A 13,530-nucleotide genomic window follows, 5' to 3' on the forward strand; every position below is an offset into this window, starting at 1 on the left:
AGTTGCGAACTACTCGCAATAAGGATTGACACAGCTGGTTCCGCTAGGCAAGCTTCTTGCAACTAAGTCGCAACTGCAACAAACTGCGCCGGCTTTTACTGACGTGGCGCAGAGGGTGAGCCATTGCGGCAGTCGATCGGGCGATGCACTGAACTTGGGAGAACGGAGGGATGAGGAATTCGACGTGCCGGCGTTTCTTGATGGCCGCTATCGCGGCGCTATGTGCCGGCATGCTGATGCAGGACCCGGCCGCCGCACAGACACGCAAGCCATTTCGTGTCGTCACGACCTTCACAGTGATCCAGGACATCGCCCAGAACGTCGCCGGCGACAAAGCGATCGTGGAATCGATCACCAAGCCCGGCGCCGAGATTCACGACTATCAGCCGACGCCGCTCGATATCGTGCGCGCGCAGGCGGCCGATCTCGTACTGTGGAACGGCTTCAACCTCGAACGCTGGTTCGAACGCTTCTTCGAGAACGTCAAGGAGGTGCCGAGCGTCGTCGTCACCGAAGGCATCGAGCCGGTGAGCATCGTTGACGGCCCCTACACCGGCAAGCCCAATCCGCATGCCTGGATGTCGCCGGTCAATGCGCTGATCTATGTCGAGAATATCCGCAAGGCGCTGGTCAGGTACGATCCCGACAACGCCGATGCCTATAGCAGAAATGCCGCCAGCTACTCGGCTCAGATCAAGGCGCTCGATGAACCTCTGCGCAAGCGCCTGTCCGAGATTCCCGAAACCCAGCGCTGGCTGGTCTCGAGCGAGGGCGCTTTCAGCTATCTCACGCGCGACTACAAGATGAAGGAAGCCTATCTCTGGCCCATCAATGCCGACGAGCAAGGCACGCCGCAGCAAGTGCGCAAGGTGATCGACCTCGTGCGCAAGAACAAGATCCCCGTCTTGTTCAGCGAGAGCACGATCTCTGATCGCGCCGCCAAACAGGTCGCCCGCGAGACCGGCGCACAGTACGGCGGCGTGCTTTATGTCGACTCGCTCAGCGCCGCCAGCGGACCTGTTCCGACCTACCTCGACCTGCTCAAGGTGACGGTCGAGACGATCGTGAAAGGGTTCGGCAAATGACCGCGCTGACGCAGATCGCCCGCGCGCCCGAGAGGACTACGACGCCCGGCGCCAGTATCTCCTTGCACCACCTCACCGTGACCTATCCGAACGGGTTCACCGCCGTGCGCGATGCCAGTTTCGAACTCGATCCCGGCACCATCTGCGCCCTGGTCGGAGTCAATGGCAGCGGCAAATCGACGATCTTCAAGTCGATCATGGGTTTTGTCCAGCCGTCGTCCGGAGAGGTGAAGCTCTGCGGCCTGCCGGTCGAAGACGCGTTGAAGAAGAACGTTGTCGCCTACGTGCCGCAAAGCGAAGACGTCGACTGGAATTTTCCCGTGCTGGTCGAGACCGTGGTGATGATGGGCCGCTACGGGCACATGAACTTCCTGCGCATGCCCTCGCGCGCCGACCGTTACAAGGTGGACGAGGCGTTGGAACGCGTCGGCATGAGCGCCTACCGCAAGCGGCAGATCGGCGAGCTCAGCGGCGGACAGAAGAAGCGGATCTTTCTCGCGCGCTCACTGGCACAGGAGGGCCGCATCATCCTGCTCGACGAGCCCTTCACCGGCATCGATGTCAAGACCGAGACCGCGATTGTCGGGCTCTTGCGGGAGTTGCGCGCCGCCGGCCACCTGATCCTGGTCTCTACCCACAATCTGGGCAGCGTACCGGAGTTCTGCGATCAGGTTGTCCTCATCAATCGCACCGTGCTCGCGGCCGGGCCGACTGCGGAAGTCTTCACGCAAGGCAATCTCGAGCGCGCCTTTGGCGGCGTGTTGCGCAATTTTCAGCTCGGCGGACCGGCGCTGCACCAGGACGATGACGCGCGGCGGATCACGGTCCTGACCGACGATGAGCGGCCGCTGGTGTTCTACGGCGACGGAGATAGTCAGCGCTCGGACAAGAGCGGGGCATGAGATGAGCGAAGGGGTGCTTCTGTCCGAACTGCTCGTCCCATTCAGCTACGGTTACATGCTGAAGGCGATGTGGGTGAGTGCGCTGGTCGGCGGCGTCTGCGCTTTCCTCTCCGCCTATCTGATGCTCAAAGGCTGGTCGCTGATGGGCGATGCCTTGGCGCATTCCATCGTGCCCGGGGTCGCTGCAGCCTATATCTTCGGCGCGCCATTCGCGGTGGGAGCGTTCTTCACCGGGATCCTGGCGGCCGCCGGCATGCAGTTCGTGAAGCTGAATTCACGCCTGCGGGAGGATGCCGTCATCGGCCTCGTCTTTACCACGCTGTTCGCGCTGGGCCTGCTGATGGCATCGATCTGGCCGACCTCGGTCAGCGTCCAGACCATCGTGCTCGGCAACATCCTGGCGATCTCCGACGAAGACGTCGTGCAAGTCGCGATCATCTCCGCCGTCTCACTTTTCGTCATGCTCCTTCTCTGGAAGGACCTGATGGTAACCTTCTTCGATGAGAGCCATGCCCGCAGCATTGGCTTGAATACACGCGCGCTCAAGGTCGTCTTCTTCACGCTGCTGAGCGCCTGTACAGTCGCAGCTCTTCAGACCGTCGGCGCCTGCCTCGTGATCGCGATGGTGGTGACGCCCGGCGCCACCGCCTATCTGCTCACCGACCGCTTCGGTCGCCTTATTGTCATCAGCGTTGCGCTCGGCGTCGTAACGAGCTTTGTCGGCGCCTATATCAGCTACTTCCTCGACGGCGCGACCGGCGGCGTCATCGTGACGCTTCAGACCCTGCTGTTCCTTGTCGCGTTCTACTTCGCCCCGAAGCATGGCGTCATCGCCGCACGACGCCGGCAACGCGTCGCAACCGACGAGGTGACCACATGATGATGGCGTTCGACTGGATCATGGGTCCCCTTGCCTATCCGTTCATGCAACGGGCGCTGGTGGTATCGGTCATGGTCGCCGCGGTCTGTGCGGTGTTGTCCTGTTATCTCGTGCTCAAGGGCTGGTCGCTGATGGGCGACGCCATCTCGCATGCGGTCCTGCCCGGCATCGTGCTGGCCTATCTCCTGAACCTGCCGCTGGCAATCGGTGCCTTCGCCGCGGGGTTTTCCTGCGCGGTGTTTACCGGCTATCTGAAGGAGAACAGCCGCGTGAAGGAGGACACGGCCATGGGCATCGTGTTCTCCGGCATGTTCGGCCTTGGCCTCGTCATCTTCACCAAGGTCGAGACCGATCAGCACCTGCTGCACATCCTGTTCGGCAACGTGCTCGGGGTGACCGCGCGGGATCTGATCGAGACCGCAGTCGTCGCCGGCGGCACCTTGCTGATCGTGCTCGTCAAGCGCCGCGACCTCCTGCTCTATTGCTTCGATCCGAACCACGCGCGTTCGATCGGCTTGCCGGTGCGCACGCTGCACTACGGCCTGCTGGTGCTGTTGTCGCTCACCATTGTCGCGTCGCTGAAGGCGGTCGGGATCATCCTGGTCATTGCCATGCTGATCGCGCCCGGCGCCACCGCCTATCTCCTGACCGATAGCTTTGAGCGCATGCTCGGTATCGCCGCAACAGTGTCCATCCTGTCGGCGGCGCTCGGCACCCTCATCAGCTTCCACATTGACGGTGCAACCGGCGCCTGCATCGTGCTCATCCAGGCGCTGTTCTTCGTTCTGGCGTTCCTGTTTGCGCCGAAACGCGGCCTCTTGCGTGCGCACGGCGCCCGCGAAAGCGGCGCTATGGAAAAAGACGAAGACGCGGCCTTCAAGGTCAGGTGATTTCCGAAAGGGTCTATTTCGTCTGCCGACCGTTTCGCATCGTCGCCAGCACGATGTCGGCGGCGCGCACGCTCGGCGGCTGATTGCCGGTCGACATGATCGCATCGAGCGTGGCGAAGGCTTCGATCTGGCGGCGGCGCAGCGCGGAATCGCCGAGCACCTCGCCGAGCGCCTGCGACAGTTTTTCGGGCGTCGCATTCTCCTGCAGGAACTCAGGTATCACGTCGTTGCCCAGCACGAGATTGGCGAGGATCACCGATGGCACACGGATCGCGCGGCGCAGGATGAAGGCTTCTGCGGCGCCCACGCGGTAGGCCGTCACCATGGGAACGCCCGATAGCGCAAGCTCCAGCGTCACGGTGCCGGACTTGGCGAACGCGGCATGTGCAATCCTGAAGGCGGCGCGCTTCTCGCTCTCGCCGACCACGATTTGCGGCTTGACCGGCCAGCCTTGCACGCCCTCGCGGATCGTTGCTTCCAGATGGGGCATGGTCGGCAGCACCGGCTCGAACACAACGCCGTTCGCGCGCAATTGCGCCAGTGTTTCGCCGAACAGCGCGAGGTGATGCCTGATCTCGCTGCGCCGGCTCCCGGGCAGCACCAGCAGGACCGGCGGCTGCGTGTCGCGCCGCGCTGCCTCCTCGGCATTCGGCCGCAGCGAGGCGAACTGCTCGGTCAGCGGATGGCCGACATAGCTGCAAGGCGGGCCGCGGAGCTTGCGATATTCTTCCGGCTCGAACGGCAACAGCGCCAGCACGTGATCGACATAGCCGAGCATCGCGCGCGCCCGGCCCGGCCGCCAGGCCCAGACCGACGGCGACACGTAGTCGACGATCGGAATGCCGGGGTTGCGCGCGCGAACGCGGCGGGCGACGCGATGAGTGAAATCGGGACTGTCGATGATGACGAGCACGTCCGGCGCCGCATCGATCACGGCATCGGTGGTGCGGCGGATCAATTGCAGGATCTTCGGCAACTGCTTCACCACGGCGGCAAGGCCGACGATCGAGAGTTCTTCGATCGGAAACAGCGACGTGAGGCCCTCATGCGCCATCATGCGGCCGCCGACGCCGGCAAATTGCACGGCATCGCCGAGCCGCTGGCGCAGCACCTTCATCAGCGCAGCCCCGAGGCGATCGCCGGATTCCTCCGTCGCGATCAGGAAGATCTTGCGCGTGATATGCTCGGAGCGGCCGTGCATCAGCTTGGCAAACCGACGACGAACAGCCGCTTTGCATCCGCGGCCTCGATCATGGCCTGCGGCTCGGCCGCAAGCGTATTGCCGGCGATGACGGCAATCCCGGCAAGGCCTGCTCTCGCTGCGCCCTCGACCGTGCGCGGCCCGACCGTTGGCAGATCGTAGCGCAGATCCTGGCCGCTCTTGGGTGCCTTTACCAGCACCCCGCGGCCGCTCGGGGCACGGATGCGGCCGTCTGCACGCAGCCGCGCCACGCGCGCCAGCAGACCATCGGTGCCCTCGATGTCCTCGACAGCCACCACATGCCCATCGATCACGACCGCGGCCTGACCGATGTCGAACGGGCCGAGCGCTGCAAGCACCCTGCGTCCTCGTGCAATGTCAGCGCTGGCGCTGTCGGCGGGAGTCGCGCGCGTGATGCAGCCTTCGGGCATCAGCAGATCCGGCGCGACATCCTTGATCCCGACCATGCGAAATCCATCCTGCTCGAGAATGCGCCCGACCCCGGATAGCAGATGATCGTCACCGCCGCGAAACGCACGGATGACGTTTCCGAGAACGCGGAGCGTCTTCAGGTCAAGCCGGATTTCGGAAAGCGCCGGCCGCATCAAAGTGCCGATGAAGATCAGGTCGCGACAGCCTTCCTCGCGAAACAGCTTGGTCGCGCGCCCGAGCTGGCCGACGGAAATCCAGCGATGATGGAAGCCCTCGACACGAATCGGATCACAAGCGCCGCGTAGCGCGAACAGCACCGGCGCGATGCCACGTTTGGCAAGCGACTCCGCGACCGCAAAGGGCATCGCGCCGCCGCCTGCGATCACGCCAACCGGAGAGGAAATCGCTGGAGCCGCTGACGTCATGGCTCGGGCGCCTCGGTCATCAGTGCTTGCCGTCGACAGCCGGAAGACAGAGCGGTCGCTTGCCCTTGCCAATGAAAGCGAGGATCTCGGCGATCGCCGGATCCTCGGCTGCCAGCGGCTGCACTGCGGCCAATCGCTCGGCGAACACGCCGTCGCCGTGGAACAGTTTTTGGTAGAAGGCGCGGACAGTCGCCAGCCGTTCCCGGGTGAACTTGCGGCGCTTCATGCCGATGATATTGAGGCCTTCGAGCACGGCATATTGGCCGTTGACGAGCCCGAACGGGATGATGTCGTCGCGCACGCCGCAGACGCCGCCGACCATCACCTGTGACCCGACGCGCGTGAACTGGTGTACGGCCGAGAGCCCGCCGATGAATACGAAATCGCCGATCTCGCAATGGCCACCGAGCGTCGCCGAAGTCGCGAAGATGACGTCATTGCCGACCTGGCAATCATGTCCGACATGGCTGCAGTTCATGAAGTAGCCGCGGTCACCGACTCGGGTGACACCCCCGCCGCCAACGGTGCCGGCATTCATGGTAACGGATTCTCGGATCGTGCAGCCCTGCCCGATCTCAAGCCGCGTCAGCTCGCCGCGATAGCTCAGGCTTTGCGGCGGGGTGCCCAGGGAAGCGAAAGGATAGATCGTGCAGCCGGCACCGATCGTGGTCTGCGCGGTGATATGGACATGCGCGACGAGCTTGCAGTTCTCGCCGATCACGACGTTGGGGCCGATCACGCAATAGGGGCCGATCGAGGTGCCCTCACCGACCACGGCGCCATCCGCAATCCGCGCGGTGGGATCGATCATGCTCATTACAACAGGCCCGCTACTGGTTAATGCGCTACCGCGCTAAACAACCGAATTTTCCGGTGGTTAGCGCGACATTGCCCGACCTGTCCAGTGACGTATCATGACGGCATATTGCAGCGCGCAGTGCGCGGGATTGCGGCTCGAGCTCGGAAGGCGCGCCGGGCCGTTCAGTCCGTCAGCATCGCGCCGACATCGGCTTCGGCGACGATCTGACCGTTGACTTTGGCGTCGCCGTGAAACCACCACATGGTCTTGCGGCGGCCGATCGAGCGCATGTGGTACTCGATGGTGTCGCCGGGCATCACGGGCTTACGGAATTTGCACTTGTCGATGGTGAGGAAATAGACGGCGCGCGGCTTCTCGGTGCCCTCCACCGACTTGATGCCGATCACGCCGGCGGTCTGCGCCATGGCCTCGATCATCATCACGCCGGGATAGACCGGGCGTTCGGGAAAATGCCCGAGGAACGATGGTTCGTTGAACGTGACGTTCTTGATGCCGATACCGCTGTAGTCGGCGCGGATGTTGATGACCCGGTCGATCAACAGCATCGGATAGCGGTGCGGCAGCGTCTTGAGGATGTCGTTGATATCCACAAGCTCGAACCTGACCGGTGACTCCTCCATTACTCCCGTTCCTCGCCTTTCGAATCCGGCGCACCGTCGCGCACCAGGCGCTCCACCGCAAGGATCTCCCTAAACCACTGTTTGGTTGGTTTGGCAAAATGACCACCCCAGCGGCCTTTGGCGGGGATGTCGTCCTTCACGGCGCTCATCGCCGTAACCTGGGCGCCGTCGCCGATCTTGAGGTGGTTGTTGATGCCCACCTTGGCGCCCAGCGCGACATTGTCGCCGATGGTCAGGCTTCCCGCGAGCCCGATCTGGGCCGCGAGCAGGCAGTGCCTGCCGATGGTCACATTGTGGCCGATCTGGACCTGGTTGTCGATTTTGGTGCCCTCGCCGATCACGGTGTCGCGCAGGCTGCCGCGGTCGATGGTGGAACCGGCGCCGATCTCGACATTGTTCTGGATCAGAACACGTCCGGTCTGCGGCACCTTGAGGTGGCCGTCGGGCCCGAAGAAGATGAAGCCGTAGCCGTCCTGGCCGATATTGCAGCCGGGATGGATCAGGACATTGTTGCCGATCAGCGCGTACTGGATCGTCGTCTTGGCGCCGACATTGCAGTCCCGCCCGATCTTGACGTCGGCCCCGATCACCGCGCCCGCCCCGACGATCGTACCGGAGCCGATCTCGACCCGGGGCCCGATCACCGCGAGCGGATCGACGATCACGCCGTCCTCCAGGTGCGCCGTGGGGTCGATGATCGCCGACGGCGCGATGCCCTCGACACCGAACCAGGAGCCGGGCCTGAGCGCGTCGCTGTGCCATTGCCGGGCCAGTTGCACGAAGACGTGGAACGGCTTTGCAGCTCGCAGCACCGCCACATGGGCGGGGACCTCAGCCTCGAACCGCGGGCTGACCAGACAGGCGCCGGCCTTCGTGGAGGCAAGCTCGTCGACGTATTTGAGATTGTCGAAGAACGTCAGGTGCATGGGGCCGGCCTCGTCGAGCGAGGCAAGCCCCCTGATCACGTGATCGCCCTTGGACGGGTCGACCAAATGCGCCTTCGTCAACGCGGCGATGTCAGCCAGCGTCGACGAAGGGGGACTCTTGTAGAAGATCGGCTGCGCCATTCCATCCGTCGCAGTGCGGCCGACGATCGCGCTTAGAACGATGTTCCGCCGCCAAACTTGAATTCCTGCACGCGATCGAACTGACCTTTGGTGAGCGGAACCGCGTAGTCGAACCGCAGTGGGCCGAACGGCGATTGCCAGATCAGGCCAACACCGACCGACGTGCGGACGACGTTACCGTTATCATACTGCAACCCGAGGCAGGTACCCGGATTGGACGGAGTCGTCGCATTGCCTACCGTTGGCGGAATGCAGCCCGGCAGGTTGACCTCACCCGTCTCCGCCCACGACGTCGGACCTTTATAGTCATACAGACCACCGGCGTCGGCATAGATCGAACCCTTGAGCCCGACTTCCTTCGGCAGGAACCAGAACGGCATCTGCAGTTCCGCCGACACGCCCCAGTACTTGGTACCGCCAAGCGCATCCATCGTGCCGAACGGGTTGATGTCGCGCGGACCGATACCGTTCGGAGCGAAACCACGAACCAGGTTCGGGCCCATCTGGAAGTGATCGAGCATGCGAAGCTGGTCGTTGCCGACCTGGTTGAGGATGCCGCCCTGGGCATGGATCAAGCCAACGATATCGGCCACCAGCGGGGTGTAATACTTAATGTCGATCGCGGACTTGATGTAGCTGACGTCGCCACCGACGCCGGCGAAGTCCTGCTTGAAGTCGACCAAAAGACCGTCGGTCGGATTCTTGTTGTTGTCGAGCGTGTTGTAGTTGAGCGAGTAGCCGAGCGCCGACGTGAGCGTCTTGCCGCCCTGCAGCTCCTTGCGAACCGGCAGCGAAGCTTCGCCGTCACTGTAGCACCAAAGGCCAAGACCCGAAGCGTCGGTAGCGCTCTGGCCTCCAGCCGTAGCAGTGCCTCCCGGAGGAATTCCGTTCAGATTCGCATAGGCCGGCGACGGATTGAAGGCTAGCAGGCCGTTGTTCGGATTGTTGTTACAGTTCGCGAGCTGGTATGGCAGGCTGATCTTCTGCTGATAGATCGAGTAGCGGAGCTGCAGCGCGAGGTCTTCACGCAGGCTGAAGCCGAGTCGCGGACTGAAGCCCAGCGTTTCGGTGCCGTACGAGATATAGCTGTTGGCGAGCTGCTGGCGCTGGTACAGGTCGAGACCGAGCGCCACGCGATAGTCGAGCAAATACGGCTCGACGAACGACAGCGAGTAGCCACGCGCATATTGTCCGTAGGTCACCGACGCCTTCGCGAACAGGCCGCGCCCCAGGAAGTTGCGTTCCGAGATACTGACTTCGGCAAGCGCGCCGTCGGTGGTCGAATAGCCGCCCGAGACGGAGAAGTCGCCGGTCGACTTCTCCTCGAGATCGACGATCAGGATCACGCGGTCGCTGGATGAACCAGGCTCGGTGACGATCTTGACGCTCTTGAAGAAGTCGAGGTTCTTCAGCCGCCGCTCGGCGCGGTCGACCAGGGCGCGGTTGTAGGCGTCACCTTCGGAAATATCGAACTCGCGCCGGATCACGTAGTCGCGGGTGCGCGTGTTGCCGCGGATATTGATGCGCTCGATATAGGTCCGGGGGCCTTCGTCCACGGCGAACACAATCGACACCGTGTGATTCTCGAAATTGCGATCGCCGCGCGGCCGCACGACGGCGAAAGCGTAGCCACGCCGCGAGGCTTCGATCTGCATTTCCTCGACCGATTTTTCCAGCGCCTCGGCGTTGTACAGCGAGCCGACCGAAACACGCGAGAACGAGCTCAGCGAGTTCGCATCCAGCGTCGCGATCGACGACTGGTAGGTGACGGACGCTACCCGGTACTGCTGCCCCTCCTCGATCTTGAAGGTGACGAGGAAGCCCTTCTTCTCGGGGTCGTATTCGGTCAGTGCGGCCACCACCTGCACATCGGCGAAGCCATGCTTGAGGTAAAAGCGGCGAATCAGGTCGCGGTCGGCCTCGACCCGATCAGGATCGTAAGTGTCGGCACCGCCGAGGAAGCTCAGCAGGTTTGATTCGCGGGTCTTGATGACGTCGCGCAGGCGGTAGGAGGAATAATAGTTGTTGCCGATGAACTCGATCGACCGGACGCCGGTCTTCGGGCCTTCGGTGATGGTGAAGATCAGGTCGACGCGGTTGTTCGGCTGCTCGATGATCTCCGGGTTGACGCGCACGTCATAGCGGCCGGAGCGACGGTAGATTTCGACGATGCGCTGGGCGTCGGACTGCACCATCGGACGCGAGAAGGTTCCGCGCGGCTTGGACTGGATTTCCGCTGAAAGCTGGTCGTCCTTGACCTTCTTGTTGCCCTCGAAAGCGATGCGGCCGATCACCGGGTTTTCGACCACGGTGACGACGATCCGACCGCCGGTGGGGGTGATTCGGACGTCCTGGAACAGCCCGGTCTCGATCAGCGCCTTCAGGCCATCGTCGATGTCGGCCTGGCTCAGGCGCCCGCCCGCGCTTGGCTTGAAATAGGAGCGGATGGTCTCGACCTCGACACGGCGATTCCCCTCCACCGTGATCGAATCCACCGTCTGGGCGACAGCAGGCTCAGACACAAGCATAGCAGCCAGCGAGGCAGCCACCGGCACAGCGAACATGATCAGGGCGGCCAGCAAGCCCCCCCTCACTCGCATTCCAACAATCATGCGCACCGCGCCCTTATCATTCCACCGCCGGCCCGTTCCCCAACGGGTCCGACAGATTCCCAACTTTGCTGCTCAGCTTGTAGCCAATTTTGCCATGGCGGCAAACGATTGGCGGCCGTGCAATTCCATTTTCATTCCAAGACGTTGCCGTTAGGCAACGCCACAAAAAAGCCGCTTCACGATGCCGCGAGGTGCAGGATGTCGTTGTAGGTCGCGAACACCATCAGCATTAGCACCAGAGCAAGCCCGATTCGGAACCCCATTTCCTGCGCACGTTCGGACAACGGCCGGCCGCGGATGGCCTCGACCGCGTAGAACAGAAGGTGGCCGCCATCGAGCAGCGGCACCGGGAACAGGTTCAGGAGTCCGATCGAGATCGAGAGCACGGCCGCCAGATGAATCAAGGCGGCGAGGCCGATGCTGGCGACCTGACCGGAAATCCGCGCAATCCCGAGCGGCCCGCCGACCTGGTTGGCGGCCTCACGGCCGGTGAAGACCCCGCCGATATAGGCGAGCGTCCGATCGACCACGAACCACGTCTCCTTCACTCCGAGCCAAAGCGCGGTGGCGGGATCGACCCGCTCGGTCACGGCCTCGCCCGGCGTCGTGGCGCGGGTAATTCCCAGGATGCCCTGCCTGTGGGTGTTCCCGAAGGGATCCTTGATGTCGCGAAGCTCAGGCGTGGCCTGCAACTGGACCGTGGAACCGCCACGCTTGATGGTGAAGGTGAGCCGGTCGCCGCCATGGATGCTGACGACGCGCTGCATGTCGGAGAAGCTGCCGATGGCGGTGCCGTCGATCGCGGTGATGACGTCGCCGACCTGGAAACCGGCCGTCGCCGCGGCGCTCCCCGGCTCGATCTTGTCGACCTGCGCCGTGGTGCTCGGCTTGCCGAAGAAGGTGAACAGGCAGGTGAAGATCACGATCGCCAGGATGAAATTGGCGATCGGTCCGGCAGCCACGATGGCCGCGCGCGACCCGACCTTCTTGTGATGGAAGCTGCCCTTGCGGTCCTCCGCGGTCATGGACGCGAGGGCGTCGCTGGAAGGCGTGGACGCCTCACTCTCGTCACCGAAGAATTTGACGTAGCCGCCGAGCGGGATCGCGGAGACCTTCCAGCGTGTGCCGTGGCGATCGTTGAAGCCGAACAGTTCCGGGCCGAAGCCGAGCGAGAAGGTTACCACCTTCACGCCGACCCAGCGGGCAACCAGGAAGTGGCCGAGCTCGTGGAAGAAAACGACGATCGTCAGGACGAACAGGAAGGGAACCACGTAACCGACGAGCCCATGGCTCAACGTATTGAAGCTATGTAGGAAAAACTCGGTCATTCAGTTCCCCTCGGCGCGGGCCAAAGGCCCAGTTCCAACCCTCTAGGATGCCTTTAAGGCAATTTGAGGCAATAGGGAGGCAGCCCTATTTCTCGCATTATGGTCAACGGAAATCGCATCATCCGCCGACGTCAGGGGCGCCAGATTACCCGACTTGATCCAGTCGTTCAGGGTCGCCTCCACCAGTCGCGCGATCGCGCCGAACTTGATCTTGCCGGCGATGAAGGCGGCAACCGCCACCTCATTGGCCGCATTGTATACCGTGGTTGCGCCCCGGCCGGTCCTTAAGGATTCGTAAGCCAGCCGGAGCCCCGGGAAGCGGTCGAAGTCAGGCGCTTCGAACGTCAATTGACCGATTTTGGCCAGGTCGAGCTTTGCCGACGGCCCGACGATGCGGTCGGGCCAACCGAGGCAGTGCGCGATCGGGATGCGCATGTCGGGCGTTCCGAGCTGCGCGACCACCGAACGGTCCGAGAATTCAACCATGCCATGGATGATCGACTGCGGATGCACCAGCACATCGATCTGGTCCGGCGTCAGCGCGAACAGATAGGAGGCCTCGATCACCTCGAGCCCCTTGTTCATCATCGAGGCCGAGTCGATGGTGATCTTCTGGCCCATGCTCCAGTTCGGATGCTTCAGCGCCTGCGCCAGCGTCGCCTGCTCGATGTCGGCTGGGGCCCAGGTGCGGAACGGCCCGCCGGAAGCGGTGATGATCACCCGCACCAGCTCCTCGCGATTGCCGGAGCTCAGCGCCTGAAACAGCGCGTTGTGCTCGGAATCGGCCGGCAAAATGCAGGCACCCGCCTTCAGCGCGCGCTGCATGAAGAAATCGCCGGCACAGACCAGACATTCCTTGTTGGCGAGCGCGACCGCCGCGCCGCGATCGACCGCTGCGAGCGCCGGCTTCAGGCCCGCCGCGCCGCTGACCGCCGCCATCACCCAATCCGCCGGGCGCGCCGCCGCCTCGATAATCGCGCTCTCGCCGGCGTCGCACGCGATCCGGGTGCCCGCGAGCGCCTCCTTCAATTCCGACAGCTTGCTTGGATCGGCAACCGCCGCAAAGCGCGCGTTGAATTCCCGGGCAAGCTTGGCCAGCCCCTGCACATTGCCATTGGCCGTCAGCGCCTCGACGCGGAAACGATCGCGCGCGCCGCGCAGCAGGTCCATGGTGCTGTCGCCGATCGAGCCGGTGGCCCCCAGCACGGTCACGGTGCGGACCGCGGCTGCGGCAGCCTTGTTGTTTCGCAATGGGACAGCGCTCATTT

The 13,530-nt window shown here is 63.3% G+C and carries 12 protein-coding genes; 4 read left to right on the forward strand and 8 right to left on the reverse strand.

Translation table 11 applies throughout. The annotated features are described in order from the left end of the window. Positions 1-170 precede the first annotated feature (170 nt). Genes I6F35_RS08500 through I6F35_RS08515 form a run of 4 tightly spaced genes read left to right on the forward strand, consistent with a single transcriptional unit; the run spans position 171 to position 3,757 of the window. Positions 171-1,085: a metal ABC transporter substrate-binding protein gene (locus I6F35_RS08500; protein ID WP_275945446.1), complete on the forward strand. Its 915-nt coding sequence runs from the start codon at positions 171-173 to the stop codon at positions 1,083-1,085. Beyond that, positions 1,082-1,987 (forward strand): manganese/iron ABC transporter ATP-binding protein, encoded by a 906-nt coding sequence (locus tag I6F35_RS08505; protein WP_225117212.1) that lies wholly within the window; start codon positions 1,082-1,084, stop codon positions 1,985-1,987. The genes I6F35_RS08500 and I6F35_RS08505 overlap by 4 nt, the downstream gene beginning before the upstream one ends. Position 1,988: 1 nt before the next feature. Continuing rightward, positions 1,989-2,867 (forward strand): metal ABC transporter permease, encoded by an 879-nt coding sequence (locus tag I6F35_RS08510; RefSeq protein ID WP_225117213.1) that lies wholly within the window; start codon positions 1,989-1,991, stop codon positions 2,865-2,867. Next, entirely contained in the window at positions 2,867-3,757 is an 891-nt protein-coding gene (locus tag I6F35_RS08515; protein WP_275945450.1) for a metal ABC transporter permease, read from the forward strand. Before I6F35_RS08510 ends, I6F35_RS08515 begins: the two co-directional genes overlap by 1 nt. Before the next feature lie 13 nt (positions 3,758-3,770). Here the strand turns inward: I6F35_RS08515 and lpxB are convergent, their stop codons facing one another. From lpxB to dxr, 8 genes are all read right to left on the reverse strand, one after another. After that, on the reverse strand, positions 3,771-4,958 hold the full coding sequence (gene lpxB, locus I6F35_RS08520; protein ID WP_225117214.1) for a lipid-A-disaccharide synthase: 1,188 nt from the start codon (positions 4,956-4,958) through the stop codon (positions 3,771-3,773). Continuing rightward, a complete protein-coding gene (gene lpxI, locus I6F35_RS08525) occupies positions 4,958-5,815 on the reverse strand; it encodes a UDP-2,3-diacylglucosamine diphosphatase LpxI (protein ID WP_225117215.1) in 858 nt (285 codons plus the stop codon). Before lpxI ends, lpxB begins: the two co-directional genes overlap by 1 nt. Positions 5,816-5,834: 19 nt before the next feature. Next, positions 5,835-6,632: an acyl-ACP--UDP-N-acetylglucosamine O-acyltransferase gene (gene lpxA / locus I6F35_RS08530; RefSeq protein ID WP_225117216.1), complete on the reverse strand. Its 798-nt coding sequence runs from the start codon at positions 6,630-6,632 to the stop codon at positions 5,835-5,837. 164 nt (positions 6,633-6,796) lie between these two features. Continuing rightward, positions 6,797-7,255 (reverse strand): 3-hydroxyacyl-ACP dehydratase FabZ, encoded by a 459-nt coding sequence (fabZ, locus tag I6F35_RS08535; RefSeq protein WP_225117217.1) that lies wholly within the window; start codon positions 7,253-7,255, stop codon positions 6,797-6,799. Further along, complete coding sequence (lpxD, locus tag I6F35_RS08540) at positions 7,255-8,322, reverse strand: UDP-3-O-(3-hydroxymyristoyl)glucosamine N-acyltransferase (RefSeq protein ID WP_225117218.1); 1,068 nt, start codon at positions 8,320-8,322, stop codon at positions 7,255-7,257. The genes fabZ and lpxD overlap by 1 nt, the downstream gene beginning before the upstream one ends. Positions 8,323-8,354: 32 nt before the next feature. After that, positions 8,355-10,934: an outer membrane protein assembly factor BamA gene (bamA, locus tag I6F35_RS08545; protein WP_225117219.1), complete on the reverse strand. Its 2,580-nt coding sequence runs from the start codon at positions 10,932-10,934 to the stop codon at positions 8,355-8,357. Positions 10,935-11,110: 176 nt separating this feature from the next. Further along, entirely contained in the window at positions 11,111-12,262 is a 1,152-nt protein-coding gene (gene rseP / locus I6F35_RS08550) for an RIP metalloprotease RseP (RefSeq protein WP_225117220.1), read from the reverse strand. A gap of 42 nt (positions 12,263-12,304) precedes the next feature. Next, positions 12,305-13,528, reverse strand: a complete 1,224-nt coding sequence (gene dxr / locus I6F35_RS08555; protein ID WP_225117221.1) for a 1-deoxy-D-xylulose-5-phosphate reductoisomerase — start codon at positions 13,526-13,528, stop codon at positions 12,305-12,307. Between the last annotated feature and the right edge of the window lie 2 nt (positions 13,529-13,530).

It is taken from the genome of Bradyrhizobium sp. BRP22, assembly GCF_020194175.1.
GTDB lineage: Bacteria > Pseudomonadota > Alphaproteobacteria > Rhizobiales > Xanthobacteraceae > Bradyrhizobium.

What these genes read in the sequence shown, in the direction of transcription:
- fabZ (WP_225117217.1), bottom strand. Translation starts at nt 7,255, where the DNA reads ATGGAGGAGTCACCGGTCAGGTTCGAGCTTGTGGATATCAACGACATC.
- lpxI (WP_225117215.1), bottom strand. Translation starts at nt 5,815, where the DNA reads ATGACGTCAGCGGCTCCAGCGATTTCCTCTCCGGTTGGCGTGATCGCA.
- bamA (WP_225117219.1), bottom strand. Translation starts at nt 10,934, where the DNA reads ATGATTGTTGGAATGCGAGTGAGGGGGGGCTTGCTGGCCGCCCTGATC.
- rseP (WP_225117220.1), bottom strand. Translation starts at nt 12,262, where the DNA reads ATGACCGAGTTTTTCCTACATAGCTTCAATACGTTGAGCCATGGGCTC.
- I6F35_RS08505 (WP_225117212.1), top strand. Translation starts at nt 1,082, where the DNA reads ATGACCGCGCTGACGCAGATCGCCCGCGCGCCCGAGAGGACTACGACG.
- I6F35_RS08515 (WP_275945450.1), top strand. Translation starts at nt 2,867, where the DNA reads ATGATGGCGTTCGACTGGATCATGGGTCCCCTTGCCTATCCGTTCATG.
- lpxD (WP_225117218.1), bottom strand. Translation starts at nt 8,322, where the DNA reads ATGGCGCAGCCGATCTTCTACAAGAGTCCCCCTTCGTCGACGCTGGCT.
- lpxB (WP_225117214.1), bottom strand. Translation starts at nt 4,958, where the DNA reads ATGCACGGCCGCTCCGAGCATATCACGCGCAAGATCTTCCTGATCGCG.
- dxr (WP_225117221.1), bottom strand. Translation starts at nt 13,528, where the DNA reads ATGAGCGCTGTCCCATTGCGAAACAACAAGGCTGCCGCAGCCGCGGTC.
- lpxA (WP_225117216.1), bottom strand. Translation starts at nt 6,632, where the DNA reads ATGAGCATGATCGATCCCACCGCGCGGATTGCGGATGGCGCCGTGGTC.
- I6F35_RS08510 (WP_225117213.1), top strand. Translation starts at nt 1,989, where the DNA reads ATGAGCGAAGGGGTGCTTCTGTCCGAACTGCTCGTCCCATTCAGCTAC.
- I6F35_RS08500 (WP_275945446.1), top strand. Translation starts at nt 171, where the DNA reads ATGAGGAATTCGACGTGCCGGCGTTTCTTGATGGCCGCTATCGCGGCG.